The 15,343-nt window shown below is 66.7% G+C and carries 9 protein-coding genes and 1 tRNA gene; 8 read left to right on the top strand and 2 right to left on the bottom strand.

The features are described 5' to 3' along the window. The first annotated feature begins 76 nt into the window (after nt 1-76). From VGK20_10750 to VGK20_10735, 4 genes are all read left to right on the top strand, one after another. Nucleotides 77-799 (top strand): HEAT repeat domain-containing protein, encoded by a 723-nt coding sequence (locus VGK20_10750; GenBank protein ID HEY2774511.1) that lies wholly within the window; start codon nt 77-79, stop codon nt 797-799. 66 nt (nt 800-865) lie between these two features. Further along, a tRNA-Leu gene (locus VGK20_10745) sits at nt 866-952 on the top strand. A gap of 125 nt (nt 953-1,077) precedes the next feature. Continuing rightward, nucleotides 1,078-1,404 carry a thioredoxin gene (gene trxA / locus VGK20_10740; GenBank protein HEY2774510.1) on the top strand — a complete coding sequence of 109 codons (327 nt, stop codon included), beginning with the start codon at nt 1,078-1,080 and terminating at the stop codon, nt 1,402-1,404. 80 nt (nt 1,405-1,484) lie between these two features. Continuing rightward, entirely contained in the window at nt 1,485-3,431 is a 1,947-nt protein-coding gene (locus VGK20_10735) for a SurA N-terminal domain-containing protein (GenBank protein HEY2774509.1), read from the top strand. 191 nt (nt 3,432-3,622) lie between these two features. Here the strand turns inward: VGK20_10735 and VGK20_10730 are convergent, their stop codons facing one another. Both VGK20_10730 and radA read right to left on the bottom strand, forming a co-directional pair. After that, nucleotides 3,623-5,317, bottom strand: a complete 1,695-nt coding sequence (locus VGK20_10730) for an ammonium transporter (GenBank protein HEY2774508.1) — start codon at nt 5,315-5,317, stop codon at nt 3,623-3,625. A gap of 1,408 nt (nt 5,318-6,725) precedes the next feature. Continuing rightward, nucleotides 6,726-8,108 carry a DNA repair protein RadA gene (gene radA / locus VGK20_10725; GenBank protein HEY2774507.1) on the bottom strand — a complete coding sequence of 461 codons (1,383 nt, stop codon included), beginning with the start codon at nt 8,106-8,108 and terminating at the stop codon, nt 6,726-6,728. A gap of 130 nt (nt 8,109-8,238) precedes the next feature. On the opposite strand from radA, the gene VGK20_10720 reads away from it, so the two are divergent. The 4 genes from VGK20_10720 (at nt 8,239) to VGK20_10705 (ending at nt 14,840) form a co-directional block, all read left to right on the top strand. Beyond that, nucleotides 8,239-10,194 carry a hypothetical protein gene (locus tag VGK20_10720; GenBank protein HEY2774506.1) on the top strand — a complete coding sequence of 652 codons (1,956 nt, stop codon included), beginning with the start codon at nt 8,239-8,241 and terminating at the stop codon, nt 10,192-10,194. Nucleotides 10,195-10,484: 290 nt separating this feature from the next. Continuing rightward, complete coding sequence (locus VGK20_10715; GenBank protein ID HEY2774505.1) at nt 10,485-11,078, top strand: helix-turn-helix domain-containing protein; 594 nt, start codon at nt 10,485-10,487, stop codon at nt 11,076-11,078. Nucleotides 11,079-11,217: 139 nt separating this feature from the next. Continuing rightward, a complete protein-coding gene (gene sppA / locus VGK20_10710) occupies nt 11,218-13,065 on the top strand; it encodes a signal peptide peptidase SppA (protein ID HEY2774504.1) in 1,848 nt (615 codons plus the stop codon). Further along, nucleotides 13,062-14,840, top strand: a complete 1,779-nt coding sequence (locus VGK20_10705; protein HEY2774503.1) for an adenylate/guanylate cyclase domain-containing protein — start codon at nt 13,062-13,064, stop codon at nt 14,838-14,840. The genes sppA and VGK20_10705 overlap by 4 nt, the downstream gene beginning before the upstream one ends. Nucleotides 14,841-15,343 lie beyond the last annotated feature (503 nt).

The following is a 15,343-nucleotide window of genomic DNA, read 5'->3' as shown; positions in this document are numbered from 1 at the left end:
TGACGGTCCGGATCGACAGTCCTACCTTGCTGCCGCCCGTTGCGCTCCTGGCAGTGCCGCCGGCAAGCACCCGAAGATGACGACCGTTCGTTTTTCGACAGCACTCCGCAGCCTGTTGGCGGCCGCCGCGGTCGCCGCGACCCTGGCGCCGGCGCCGGCGCGCGCCCAGGACGAAATCCGCACGAACCCCGCGGTCGAGCGCTACAACAAGACCGCCAAGGGCAAGAACGTCGAGGACTGGAAAAAGCGCCTCACCGATCCCGACGTAAAGACGCGCCTGGATGCCGTCGACTCGCTCGGCACCAAGGGCGGTGACGACGCGGTCAAGCCGCTGATCGATGCGACCGCCGACGCCGACTACCGCGTGCGCACGCGGGCGATCGACTACCTCGGCACGCTCAAGGCCACCGAGGCGACGCAGGTGCTGATGCAGCTGCTGTTCCTGACCGACGTCGGCCGGGAGGAAAAGCTGAGGGCGCTCACGGCTCTCGGCCGTATCGGCGATCCCACGACGAGCGACCGGCTGGCAAGCTACGCACGCACGATCAACGACAACGACCTGGCCTGCCGCGCCGTCTACGCCCTCGGCGAGATCGGCGACCTGCATACCAAGGACAAGATTTCGGCGCTGACGGGCACCCGTCCGGGCACGGAACTGGACCGCCTGGTTGAGGATGCCCTGCTCAAGATCGACCAGAAGGAAGATTCGAAGCCGATCGAGCAGCCGACCCTGATCGAGCTCGAAAGGCGCGTCGCCAAGCAGCAGGAAGCCGCCGACAAGAAGGCCCAGCAGGAGTAGGGCGCCCGCCCCGCTCTGCCCGATAGACTCGGCACAGCCCCGTGATTAGGTATTCCGGCGCAGGCCGCCGGAGTGGTGAAATTGGCAGACGCGCCGGACTCAAAATCCGGTGGAGGCAACTCCGTGTCGGTTCGAGTCCGACCTCCGGCACCAGATTCGTCCCGGCCCGGAAACCGGACGCCGGGGGCCGACGAGTTGCCGTCCGCATTCGTAGCCGGTCGAGCCGCCGAGAGTGCCGCCGCTAGTGTCGAAAGGAACGACAAGGAGAACAGGCAGCCATGGGCAAGATCAAGGAACTGACCGATTCGACGTTCGACCAGGAAGTGCTCAAGTCGTCGGTGCCCGTGCTCGTCGACTTCTGGGCCCCGTGGTGCGGCCCGTGCCGCGCCATCGCGCCGCTGCTCGAGGAGCTGGCCGGCGAGTACCAGGGTCGCGTCAAGATCATGAAGATCAACGTCGACGACCATCAGACGTATGCGAGCCAGTTCGGCGTGCGCAGCATCCCGAACCTGCTCGTCTTCAAGGACGGCAAGGTCGCCAACCAGATCATCGGCGCCGTGCCCAAGAGCAAGCTGGCCCAGGCCCTCGACAACGTGGCGGCCTGAGACGACAGCCGATACACGCGGGCGGTCCGGGATGCCGGACCGCCCGACGCATTTTTCCTTCCGGGAGTTCTTAATCCGCCATGCTCGATTTCATGCGTCGCAACGCCCGCTCGTGGGGCATCCGGGCCGCGCTCGGCCTGATCACGCTCGTGTTCATCTTCTTCATGGGTGGAGGCGGACGCCTCGGCAAAGGCCTCACGCCTCTGGTGAAGGTCGGTGACATCGAGATCACGCGCACCGATTTCGACATCTCGCAGCGGCGCAACGAGAATTACTTCCGCGAGCAGTTCAAGGGGCAGGTGAGCGACGCGATGATGAAGTCGCTCAACATCCCGAAGATGACGCTGGACCAGCTCGTCGACGGAGCGGTGCTGCGCGCCGAGGCCGACCGGCTCGGGCTGAAAGTCACCGAGGATGCGATCCGCGACCAGCTCGTCCACGTTCCCGCGTTCCAGGGCCGCACCGGCTTTTCGCCCGACCTTTACCGCGAGACGGTCCGCTCCCAGGGCATGACGCCTGGCTCGTTCGAAGACGGGGTGCGCCGCGAGCTTCTCGAGACGCAGATGGCCGACATCATCCGCCGCGGTGCCCACGTCAGCGAAGAGGACGCCTGGCAGGAGTTCCAGCGCCAGAACCGCAAGATCAACCTGTCGTACGTCACGATCGACTCGGAGCCTTTCGAGAAGGACGTCAAGATCGACGAAGAGGCATTGACCAAGTTCTACGATTCCAGGCAGGAGTCGTACCGCCGGCCGCCTACCGTCAAGGTGCGCTACGTTGCCTACAAGGTCGCCGACATCGCCGACAAGATCGACGTCTCCGACGTCGACATGAACGAGTACTACGATCTCAACAAGAACAGCGAGTTCCAGCAGGAAGAGCAGGTCAGCGCGCGCCACATCCTGAAGAAAGTCGACAAGGACGCGAGCGACGACCAGAAGAAGGCCGCGCGCGAAGCGATCGACGCGATCGCCAAGAAGCTCGCCGACGGCGGCAACTTCGAAGAGATCGCCAAGACGGAGTCGGACGATCCGGGCAGCGCAGCCAAGGGCGGCGACCTCGGCACGTTCGGACGCGGCCACATGGTCCCGGCGTTCGAGGACGCCGCATTCGCGCTCGAGCCGGGTCAGACCAGCGGCGTCGTCGAGACCGATTTCGGCTTCCACATCATCCAGGTCTACGCGAAGCAGCCGGCCGGCGTGCAGCCGTTCGACCAGGTCAAGGACAAGATCCGCAAGAGCCTGGCCACGCAGAAAGCGCTCGACCGCGCTTTCGACGATTCGGCCGAAGATGCGGCCAAGATCTCCGGCGGCGCCAAGTTCGACGACATCGCGGGCACGCGTGGTGCGAAGATCGAGGAAACGCCGCCGTTCACGCAGGGCGACGTGGTCGCAGGGATCGGACCCGCGCCCGCGTTCGTCGAAGCTGCGTTCTCGCTGCTCAATCCCGGCGACATCTCCGATCCGGTCAAGGTCGGGCAGGACTACTACCTGCTGTCGCTCGTCGAGAGGAAAGAGAGCTACGTGCCGGCGCTGGCCGACATCCGCGACCAGGTCGAGTCGGAGTTCAAGTCGCAAAAAGCCCTCGATCTCGCGCGCGAGAAAGCCGACGACATCCTGCAGAAAGCCAAGGCGGGCACGGCGCTGGTGCAGCTCGCGCAGCAGAACGCCCTGGAGCTGAAAAGCGCGGCCGACGTCGACGGCAGCGCGAACTTTGTCCAGGACATCGGCGCGGTTCCCGGCCTGTCGGAAGTCGCGTTCGCAGCCACCAGGGACGGCGAGCCGCTGTCACGCTCCTTCGTCAGCGGAAGCAAGGCGTACGTCTTCGTCCGCGACAGCGTCATCGAGGCCAAGCGCGAGGACTTCGACGCGGGCAAGAAGCAGCAGGTCGAATCCCTCGAAAAGGCGCGCCAGCAGGACGCGCTGCAGGAGTTCATCCGCTCCCTGAAGGAGAAGGAGAAGATCTCCTACGACGTTGCCCAGCTTCGCCCGCTGCTCGGCGACAAGTCCTCGACGCTGACCGAGTAAAGCCTGAAGCCTGGGGTCAGGCACCAGCCCTGCATCCGGACGTCGGCAGCCCGGCCAAGGGCTGGTGCCTGACCCCAACGCGGGCTCCTGACCCCAACACCTCAACGACAAGAGGCCCGCCGGGTGACCGGCGGGCCTCTGTCGTTCGGGCGCACGCGAGGAGGACAGGCGCCCGAAAGGTCGTTCCGGGTTTACCGGAAGTTGTGGCTCTCCGGGTGAAGCTGGAAGTCCGGGTAAGCCAGGCAGCCCATCTCCGGCCCGTCGAGGCCTTCGACTTCGACCTCGCGCGTCACGCGCAGCGGCGTAATGGCGTCGCTCACCTTGAACCAGACCCACGCCATCGCGTAGCCGAACGCCGCCAGCACCACGGCGTCGATCAGCTGCATCACCAGCTGCGAGGCATCGCCGTAGAGGATGCCGCGCACGCCATCGGCGCCGTAGGCGGCAACCATCGAATCGCGCACGACACCGTTCCAGCCGGCGCCGTATTCGCCGGTCGCGAAGATGCCCACCGAGATCACTCCCCACAGCCCGTTGACGCCGTGCACGGAGATCGCGCCGCAGGGATCGTCGACGCCGCGCTTCTCGAAGAAGAACACCGACACGATCACCAGCCAGCCGGCAATCGCGCCGATCGTGAATGCGCCGATGGGATTGACGAACGCGCACGGAGCGGTGATCGCGACGAGGCCGGCGAGCATGCCGTTGCAGAGCATCGTCGTGTCCGGCTTCAGGCCCATTCCCCACAGCGTGAGCATCGCGGCGATTGACGAGGCGACGCTCGCAAGCATCGTGTTGACGACGACGTACCCGATTCTCAGGTCGGTTCCCGCCAGCGTCGATCCCGGATTGAAGCCGAACCAGCCGAACGCCAGGATGAAGGTACCGAGCACCACGATGTTGACGTTGTGGCCGGGCATCGCACGAGGCTTGCCCTGGGCGTCGAACTTGCCGATGCGCGGACCGATGGCGATGCAGCCGGCCAGCCCGATGACGCCTCCCATCGCATGCACGACGCCGGAGCCGGCAAAATCCACCGCTCCGTGCCCGAGGCTCCAGTTGAGCCCGCCCTGCGCGAGCCATCCGCCGCCCCAGACCCAGTTCGCATAAATGCAGTACGGCAGCGCGACCCAGACGCCGTAGAGACAGAAGTTCTTCCACGACCAGCGCTCGGCCATCGCGCCGGTGGGGATCGTCGCCGTGGTGTCCATGAACACCATCATGAAGAAGAACAGCACCATGACGCCGGCGTCGCCGACGCTGTTGGTGAGGAAAAAGCCCTTCGTTCCGAGCAGCCCGTAGGTGAACGCGCCCGTGGCCTGTCCCGCAGCGTCGACTGCCGCGCCGATGCCGACTCCGCTGTTCAGCACCGACAGGCCGGGACCGAGTGACGCATACCATCCTGGCGGAACCGGACCGTTCCACCAGTTGCCCCAGCCGATCGCGAAGCCGTAAGCCCAGAACGCGAAGCAGCCGAGAGGATAGATCATGAAGTTCATCGCCGACGTGTGCGAGGTGTTCTTCGCGCGGCACAACCCCGTCTCGACCAGCATGAACCCCGCCTGCATGAACATGACGAGGAATCCCGTCACCAGTGCCCAGACGTAGTTGATCGCGTAGAGGTTGTGCGCGACGCGGTCGTAGACGTCGGTGATCCCGAGCTTGGACGGGATATCTCCCTTGGCGTCACCGGCCGGTGCCGCCCAGACGCCTGACGCGCCCCCGGTCGGATCCGGCCATGACGGTTTGTCGCCGTTTGTCGCGGAGAAGTAGGCCGGAAGCTGGGACTCGGGCGCCGCCGCCGCCGCCGCCGGCGCCGCCGCCGCCGGCGCATCGTCGGCTCTTGCTGCCGAGGCCGAGGCGAGAGCCACCGCGGCGATGAACATGGGGAGCCATTTCTTTCGAGCTGCAATGACCATCCGAGATCCTCGTGCGCAGCGGATTTTGCACCTGGAGAGGCGGCGCGTGTCCGAGCGAGTTTGTTCGTAACTTTGAGCGGAGCCGCCGTCTCAATGGCGGCGGTGGTCCCACGACCGGGACAGGTCCATGGTGGTCCCGGCGAGCGATGCCTATGCAAGGATGCTGCCATGGTCCTCACCGCCCCATGAAGGGAGCCCGCATCGACCCTAGATCGAGCTTCTGCCTCGGAAATGTTTGGACTCGGACGAGGCTGCCCGCCAGGCAGCCCCCTCCATCCTTCCAGCAGCTCCGACGTTTCGTGCTCGTTGGATGGGCACGATCGCTGCGATCTGCCGCGTCGGCGTGCATTCCCGTCTCTGGGCGGACCGCGCAACGATGAGATTATTGATGAACGGCCGAATCTCATCCTCCTTTGGCACGTGCGTTGCTCGGTGCCGCGCGCTCGAAGAACGACGGACCGGACTCCCGTGTCCAAGCGGCGGATATCGCAGAGACGCGATCTGCCTGTCTCTCGCTACGGTGAAACCCGCGAAGGCGAAGGAGATTGAACGCGGTCGACGCCCTGGCGTGCTGCGGGCCGAGGAAGAAGGAGAGCTGCGCGGTCTCGACCTGTTCGAGCACGGCATCCCGGCTCACCCGGCGTACCTGCTGCATTCGGCGGCCACGCCCCACGGCGCTCACGGCGGTGCTCGAGGCAACGTCAAAGACGATGCCGGTCAAACGTGCGGTGCCGGTGCGGGCGAACGGAGCTCCACCTGCTGCCGCAAAGCGGGCAGGCAGTGTACGGCACTGCCTGCCCGTTTTTGTCGTTCATCCTGAAGAGGTCGCGACCGAAAAACCGAACGTATCGTTTCTTGCGCATGTCCCGGTCGGGACAGCGTAGGTTGTTGCTGATCGGAAAAGGCGACGGCGCGCTGACGGGGGACCATTCCGTCAACGCGCCGCCTTCCGCCGGTGAACGGCCTCAAACGATGGAGACTGACGCGAACGCAACCGCTGCCTTCCTAGCTGTCACGCTACCGCAACCCATCACCGTCTCCGGCGGGAGTCTTCCCCCGTCCGTGCGGGTCCGTCAGCTTCGGCTCCGGGTGAGGAGCCCTGGCTGAAAGCCGCACGCACGTCTGGAAACGCTACGGCGACTGTAGCCACGACGTAGCAGGAACGATGCCACGTGCACGCATCGAAAAATGCGCTGCAACGATGCGGATTCCGACAGTTCCGCTGCGGCCGCAATGGCCTCCGCCACCGTCGCATCCTGCGGCGTTGCCCGCACCGCGGGCAGCGGTGCCCAAGACTTGAGCGAATCCTTGCCGGAGCCGATCGCGTCACGACGCATCGTTCCGACGTGGCATGCGCGCGGCAGTGAGGACTTCTTCAGCGAAGCGCTTCCCACGCCTCGCCGACGGTAGCGACAACCTCGACGCCGATCTCGAGGCCGCCGAGCTTGTCGGCAGATTCGGAGCCGACCACCGCCCTTTCGAATCCGAGCCGCGCCGCCTCGCGAAGGCGGGCGCGAAGCTGCGGCACGGCGCGCACTTCCCCGGTCAGGCCGACCTCGCCGAGCACGAGGGTTCGCCGCGGCACCGCCTTGTCGAGATAGCTCGAAGCGAGCGCCGCGATGACGGCAAGGTCGACGCCCGGGTCGTCGATGCGCACTCCGCCGGCCGTGTTGACGAAGACGTCCTGGCTCGCCATCGACAGGCCGAGGTGCTTTTCGAGAACGGCCGCGAGCATCGCTACGCGCGAGTGATCCACGCCCACGGTCGTCCTTCTCGCCGATCCCGGATGGCTCGGCGAAACGAGGGCCTGGATCTCGACGAGAAGCGGGCGGCTGCCTTCGATGCACGCGGAGATCACCGATCCCGGCACGTCCCGCAGCGAGTTTCCCGCCAGGAGCTGCGACGGATTGGCGACTTCGACGAGCCCGCTGCCGTGCATCTCGAAGACGCCGAGCTCGCCGGTCGGACCGAAGCGGTTCTTGACCGCTCTCAGGATGCGAAACGCGCCGTGCTGGTCTCCTTCGAAATACAGCACCGCATCGACCATGTGCTCGAGAATGCGCGGGCCTGCGACGGCGCCTTCCTTGGTGACGTGTCCGATCAGCCACAGCGCGCTGCCGAGAGCCCTGGCCCCGGTGATCAGCTCGGCCGTCGCCTCGCGAAGCTGGGACCCCGATCCCGGCGCCGACTCTACGCGTGACGTGCGAATCGTCTGCACCGAATCGACGATGACGGCAGCAGGCCTGGCCTGCTTCATTGCGCGCAGCACCGCGTCGACGTCGATGTCGGCAAGAACGAGGATGCCGCCAAGAGGAAGACCGAGCCTCTCGGCGCGGCGCCGGACCTGAAGCGGTGCTTCCTCGCCGCTGATGTAGAGAACCGGGCGTCCTGAGGCCGCAAGTCCGGCGGCGAACTGGATGGCGAGCGTGGATTTTCCAACTCCGGGCTCGCCGCCGACGAGCACGGCTGAGCCGCTGACCAGCCCGCCACCAAGCACTCGGTCGAGCTCTCCGATGCCCGTCGCGAAACGCTCACCGCCTTCGTCGCCCTCGACCTCGGCCAGCGGACCGAGCTTCGCGCTCGCCAGCGCACCGACGACGACCGCCGCCTGGCGGCCTTTGGCAGCGACCGGTGCCACGCGCGCCTCCTCGTGCAGGGAGTTCCACGTGCCGCAGGCGGGACACTTTCCGTCCCACTTGGCCTGGCGGTGGCCGCACTGCTGGCAAGCGAATTCGGAATGTCTCGGCGGAGCGCCCATCGCCGCCTGTTAACCATCGTGGCGGAAAAGACGCGAGGCCGCGGCTGTCATAACGTTGCCACGGGCACAATTGGCATCCGCTGCCGCAAGGGAATACGAGCCGTCTCGCCGCCCGCGGCGTCGCGTCTCGATGAGCCCGAGAAGGAAGAAAGCTCCGCCGCGTCGCAGCGCCGGACCCGCACCGACTGCCACTGCCGCCGATGCTGTCGCGGCGGACGCGCGCGCGGCCGACGTTCCACCCGACTCCACCGGCTGCGTGCGGGGCGCGGCGACCGCCGATGCGCGTGGCGCTGCGTTTGCACACGCACAGCCGGCGGCGACGGGTGCGACTGCCCACCGGACCCGCTCCAGGGCAGGCTCCCGCGCCACGATTGCCGCTGCCGCGCTGGCCGTCGCCGCCTGCGCCGTCCTTGCGTTCTCGAATGCCGCGCCTCCCGTGGCCATTCACGACGATGCGTTCTTCTTGCCGTCGCGCCACACGCTGGCGTGGCCGTCGATCCAGCAGATGTTCACCGAGGACACCTGGGGCTCGACCGGATCGCCGGTAGGAACCTACAGGCCGCTCGCGCTGCTCAGCATCGCGGCCGACGGCGCCGTCTACGGTAACGACCTCGCCGGTTACCACAGGACCACCGTTGCGCTGCATACGCTGGCGAGCGTGCTCGTCTTCGCGCTGCTCGTCTCGCTGCTCGGATCCGGCCAGGTGTGGATTGCGGCACTCGCCGCTGCGATCTTCGCCGTCCACCCCATCCATACCGAAGCGGTCGACTCGGTGTTCAACCGCTCCGAAGTGCTCGCGACGATCGGCGTCGTCGCGGCGCTGGTCGTGTTGCAGCGCTGGCACGAGCGCCGCCCCGCACTGGCATGGACGAGCGCGGCGCTGCTGTATTTCGCAGCGCTGCTGTGCCGCGAAAGCGCGGCAACGCTTCCGGCCCTGGCCGCCGTGCTGATCTGGCTCGCGCATCCCGGCGAAAATGTCGCCACTCGTGCGCGCCGCATCGTCGTCGCCGCGGTGCTGGCCATCCCGCTGGCCGAATACGTGATGCTGCGCCATTTCGCCCTGGCCGGTGCGGTGCAGTCCACGGCTCCGGCGCTCGGCGTTGCCGCGGGCCAGGACTTTCTGTCGCGACTGCTCTACAGCCTGGCGACGCTTCGCGAATACGCGCGCATGCTCGTCTGGCCGTGGCCGCTTCGCGTGTCGTACGAGGATTTCGCCGGCGGATCGCTGGCAGCCACTCTCGCCGTGCACGCGATCCTGGTGGCGATCGCAGTCACCCAATATCGTCGCCGCCCGCTGGCGACGCTGGCCGTGGCGTTCTTTTACATCGCGCTGCTGCCGTCGACGCGCCTGCTGACGTCGATCGGCTCGACGATCAGCGTCGGCGACCAGGCGCTGCTGCAGATGCAGAATTCGCTGCTCCTCGGCGAAAGAGTCGCGTACCTGCCGTCGGTGTCGCTCGCGATCGGAATCGCGGTCCTGCTTTCGATGGCCGCCGGCCGCGGCGGGCTCGCCGTCGCGTGCGCGATCGCGGCGGTGCCGCTGCTGGCCGGGGCTTCGGTGACACTCCACCGCAATCAGCAGTGGCACAGTGCCACCGGGCTTTACGGTGCCGAAGTGGAGGCAGCTCCCGGCAACGGCGACGGCTGGCGTCTCGACGTCTCGGCGCTCACCGCGGCAGGCCGCGAAGCCGACGCAGCCGCCGCGTGCGACCGCCTGATCGACCGGCCGTCGACGAGCGCCCAGCTCTTCAACAACTGCGGTGTCGTTTACGACAAGCTCGGGCGCAATGAGTTCGCGATCAAGGCGTACACCCGTGCGATCGATCTCGGGCTGGTCGCGGTGGGGCACGCCAACCGCGGGCGCGTCTATGCACGCATGGGACAGGCGGCCGAGGCGGAAGCCGAATTCACCGCAGCGGTCGACGCCGAAACGAACCCGGCGCAGAAGCACTATCGCATGGGCCAGATGCTGCAGCGCTTCCATCCCGAGCGCAGCGCCGAGGCACGACGCGAGTACCAGGCCGCGCTGGCAATCCGTCCGGATTACGCGGCCGCCCGCCAGGCGCTTGCCCAACTCCCGCGTTAGCAGTCCACGCGCATTTTTGGAGTCGATCACTTGCGGCGGCCAACCGCTCGCGCCGACTGACGTTCGGGTCGCCGCCGCCGCAAGACCGCATTGCAGCACCAAGAAACTGCTGCGCGGCGATTGCCGAAGCCCTGCCAAAGGTTCATTACGACAGTGTCAGGAACCGCCGGGCAGGCTTTGTTACACGAGGCCCGCGCGGCCGGCAGGCAACGACCGTCCTGCCGAAGTGTTCTTCTGGAGCGGTGTCCGGTCTGCGGTGCGGGCCGCAGCCGCCGAGAGGGAGGATTCCGATGAGTGTCTTGGACCAGGACACGAGCGAGCGCGTAGGGACTCGCGACGCACTTCTGCGCGCGGCCGCGGAACTGTTCGCCGAACGCGGGGCCGAAGCGGTTTCCACGCGCGAGATCGCATCGAAGGCCCACGTCAACAACGGGCTGATCCACCGCCACTTCCGTACCAAGGAAGCGCTGCTTCGCGAGGTGCTCGAGAGCCTGAGCGCCGAAGTCTCACCCGATATGGAAGGTGAGGAAACGGCGATGCTCGTGCGCTTCTTCCAGGCCGTCCGCGAGCGCGAGACGTACTGGAAGCTCCTTGCGCGCACGATGCTCGACGGCCAGCCGATCGATCACCTGCAGGGCACGTTCCCCACGATGGGTCGCGCGGTCGACCTGATTCGCGAGATGCAGCAGCGCGGCAAGGGACCGGCCGACGCCGATCCTCGCGCGATTGCCGCCCTGCTCGCGGCAGTCGCTTTCGGCTGGCTCGTCTTCGAGCCGTGGTTGCTCGCGGCGGGCGGCTTCAGCGAAGAGGAAAAGGACATGGCCGGTCCGGAGGTGATCCGGCTGGTGCGGCGCTTCCTCACCCAGACTCCGACGAAGCCGTGACGGGGGCCGGCTCGAGCGCCGGTTTACATTCCTCGACGCGGCAGTCACCGTCTGCGCTGCGCCCTGTCCCCTGCATCGGGTCCGAGGTTGCCGGCGACAGCGCCGGCAGGACCCGGGAGCGGACGGCCGCAACTGGACGATGAGGAGCTTTTTCGCCGCTTTCTTCGGTACCCTGGCCGCGCTGGCCGTGCTCGCGGCGGCTGCGACGATCATCGTCGCCGTGCTTCTGAGCGGCGCCTCGCTCAAGACCGAATCCGTTCCGGATGTCCCCCACGACAGTTATCTCGTGCTCGACCTGTCCGACGAAATCCAGGACACGCCGCTGCAGAACGAGGGCATCGAGGACATCGCCGACCTGTTCGGCAACAACGACAACAACCACGTCCTGCAGGCGCGCCAGGTGACGCGCGCGCTCGAGGCCGCCGCGCACGATCCGGACATCGCCGGCGTCTACATTTCGGGGCAGGAGCCGTCGGTGCAGACGACGAACGGGTTCGCGTCGCTCAAGGAGATCCGCGACGCACTGATCGCGTTTCGCGCCGCCGGAAAGCCGGTCAAGGCGTGGCTCACTTACGCGGGCACTCGCGAGTACTACCTCGCATCGGCAGCCGACGACATCGCGCTCGATCCTTTCGGTGCGCTGCTGGTACCGGGCCTGGCAACCCAGCCGATGTTCTACGCGGGGGCGTTCGACAAGCTCGGCATCGGCGTGCAGGTGACGAGGGTAGGCAAATACAAGAGCGCGGTAGAGCCGTACACGCGCAAGGACATGAGCCCCGAGAGCCGCGCGCAGACCCAGAAGCTGCTCGACGACATCTGGTCGGACCTCGTGCACTCGATCGAGGACTCGCGCAAGCTTGCTTCCGGATCGATCCAGCAGACGGCCGACAGCCAGGGACTGGTGCGCGCCGAGCAGGCGGTTACGAGCCACCTCGTGGACCGTACCGCCTACGTGGACGAAATCTACGACGAGCTACGCCTGGCCACGGGCGTCAAAGGCAATAGCGATCCTTTCCACCAGGTTCCGATCGGCCAGTACGCGCGCCTGATCCCGGCAACCAACCTCGTTGCGCGTCGTCGCCTGCCGGGCGATCCGCAGCCCGCCTCGACCGCCCACGAGAAGATCGCGATCGTCTACACCGAAGGGCCCATCGTCGATGGCAGCGGATCGCAGCAGGGCATGGTCTGGGGCGACAAGGTCGCGCGCCAGCTTCGCGACCTTCGCCGCGACGAAACGGTCAAGGCTCTCGTTCTTCGCGTCAACAGCCCGGGCGGCAGCGTCTCGGCGTCGGAGACGATCCAGCGCGAGGTACGGCTGATCCAGAAGTCCAAGCCCGTCGTCGTCTCGATGGGAGCCGTCGCCGCGTCCGGCGGCTACTGGATCTCGACGTACTCGGACCGCATTTTTGCCGAGCCGACGACGATCACCGGATCGATCGGCGTCTTCGGCCTGCTGTTCAACGTGCAGGGCCTCGCGACCGACAAGCTCGGGCTGACGTTCGAAACCGTCAAGACGGGACGCTTCGCCGACGCGGCCACGGTGACGCGGCCGAAGACTCCCGAAGAACTGGCGGTGCTGCAAAAGAGCGTCGACTGGATCTACGACCAGTTCCTCGGCAAGGTCGCCGAGTCGCGTCACCTCGACGTGCACGACGTCGGCGAGATCGCACAAGGACGCGTGTGGTCGGGAACCGAGGCCACGCGCATCGGCCTCGTCGACGAAATCGGCGGCCTCGACGCCGCGGTCAGGTTCGCGGCACAGAAGGCCAGCGTCGGTGACGAGTTCACGGTCGTCGAATATCCGGAACGCAAGGGGCTGATCGATTCGCTCACGGAGGCCCTGACGAAAAAGCAGAAGGACAAGGCCGACGCCGGCGTCATCGGCTCCTTCGTGCGCACGGCGATCGACGGCATTGCCGCGCTGTCGCAGTTCAACGATCCGCGCGGCGTCTACGCGCGGCTCCCCTTCGATGCCGCGTTGAGGTGACGGGTACTCCTGTGGGCTCCGCGGATCCCGGGCAGCTTTCCCGCCGCCTGGCCACGATCCTGAGCGCGGATGCGGTCGGATACAGCCGGCGCATGGCCGAGGACGACGCGGCCACCGTGACTGCGTTGCGCTCGCGGCGCGAGACGTTCCGCGGCTACGTGCGCGAATATCGCGGCCGCATCGTCGGGACCGCCGGCGACAACGTGCTCGCGGAGTTCGCGAGCACGATCGATGCCGTTGCGTGCGCCCTTGCGGTCCAGGAAGAGCTCGCGCGCACCGAGGCCGAGCTCGCGCCGCAGGAGCGGCTTCCGTTCCGCATCGGAATCCACATCGGCGAAGTGCTGGTGCTCGATGCGGAGATTTTCGGCGACGGCATCAACATCGCCGCCCGCCTCGAGGGCATCGCAGCGGCAGGCGGCATCTGCGCGTCCTCCGCCGTCGTCGATCACGTGCGCGGGCGCATCGAGGCCGGCTTCGAGGACATCGGCGACCGCGAGCTGAAGAACATTCCGCTGCCTGTGCGCACCTATCGCGTCCATCCTCCGAGTGGAGGCCAGGCAGCGAGCGAGGCGACCACCGTGCCGGGGTTCAGCGGAAGACCCGTCATCGCGGTGCTTCCGTTCGACGACCGCGGCGGCGATCCGTCGTGCAGTTATCTCGCCGAGGCGATCGCCGAAGAGATCGCGTCCCGGCTGGCCGCGTTCCGGATGTTCCCGGTGATCTCCCACAGCTCGACGCTCGCCTACCGCGAGCGCCGCAGCGACCTGCGCGAGATCGCGCGCGACCTGCGTGCCCGTTACGTCGTCGTCGGCAGCGTCCAGAGCGCCGCCGGCCGCATCCGCGTCACGGTCGGGCTGGTCGACGGGCTCGGAGGAGTGCAGATCCATTCGGAGCGCCACGACCGCGAGATCGGCGACGTGTTCGCGCTGCAGGACGAGATCGTGCTCGCGATCATCAGCTCGGTCGAGCCGGCGCTCGGACGCGCCGAGCGCAGCCGCATTCGCGCCAAGTCCGAGCCCCAGCTCGACGCATGGGAGAGCTTCCAGCGCGGAGCTTCCCTGCTGTTCGCCGTGCGCAGCCGCAGCGAGCTCGAGGAAGCGCTGAGACTGTTTCGCCGCGCCCGCGAGCTCGACCGCAACTTCTCGACTGCGGCAGCGCTCGAAACGGTGTGCCACGTCGCGTTCCTCACGTACCACTGGTCGGACGACGCCGATCGTTCGGCGATGGAGGCGATGGAGGCGGCCACGACGGCCCTGGCCCTCGGCGACGACGATCCGTGGGCGCACGCCGCAATGGGGTATGCCTGCTCGTTCGCCGGCGATGACGAAGGCGCAATCGCGTCATTCGAAAGGGCAATCGACCTCAATCCGAGCCTGACGATGGCATACCAGGGGCTCGCGATTGCGCTCACTGCCGACCTTCCCGACGAAGCCATCCGCGTCATGGAAAAGGCCATCCGGCTGTCGCCCAGGGACGTGCAGATGCACTTCTTCCTGCACCAGCTCGCGGTGGCTCACCTGATGGCCGGACGCTTCGAGGAGGCAATCACCCGGGAGAGGGAGAGCCTGCGCCTGAGGGGTGACCAGCCTCACGGGTATCGGCTCCTGGCCGCGGCGCTCGGGCACCTCGGACGCAGCGCCGAGGCACTCGAAGCGCTCACGACGATGAAGCGCATCGCTCCCGGCTTCTCGCTCGAGATCTTTCGCCGCAACAACTCTCCCGTCCTCGTCGAGCTTTGTCTCGACGGATGGAGAAAAGCCGGCTGGAAACCGTAGGTTCGAAAATCCCTGGACGCCACAGCCTGTGGCGGGAATGCGCGATCACGCGCGAACGAAATGCTCCGCAGCTTGGTACCGGTCGGTGGATCACTGCCCGGATTCGCTGCTCGCTGCGCATACAAAGCTGCGCGTGCCGCTGCGATCGACGAGCTCGACTTGTGCACCCCCGGTTCAGGGAAAAATGCTTCGCGAGCACGGGACGTGCTCGTCGCAACGTAACGAAACAGCGTACTCCATCGATTCGATGCGAGCTCATCACGATGCGATGCGCGCTGCGTCGAATGCGACAGCATCGCAATCTTTCGCACGCTCGTGCATCGCTGCACGCAACGCTACTGACTGTCTTGATCATAAGTATGCGGTAACACGGCAAGAGCATTCGGGGCCGATGGCACGGTTTCTGCTCGACCCAGGCGCGCTTCGCAAGGTTTCCCCCGGGTTCGCAAGGCACGCACTGTGCGATCCGGGAATGTTTTCATCGAAGAAACGATCGACGCTTG

The sequence above is a fragment of the Candidatus Binatia bacterium genome (assembly GCA_036493895.1).
Taxonomy (GTDB): Bacteria; Desulfobacterota; Binatia; order UBA1149; family CAITLU01; genus DATNBU01.
The sequence above is the reverse complement of the archived record's forward strand: the minus strand, read 5'-3'. Positions and strand labels throughout refer to the sequence as shown.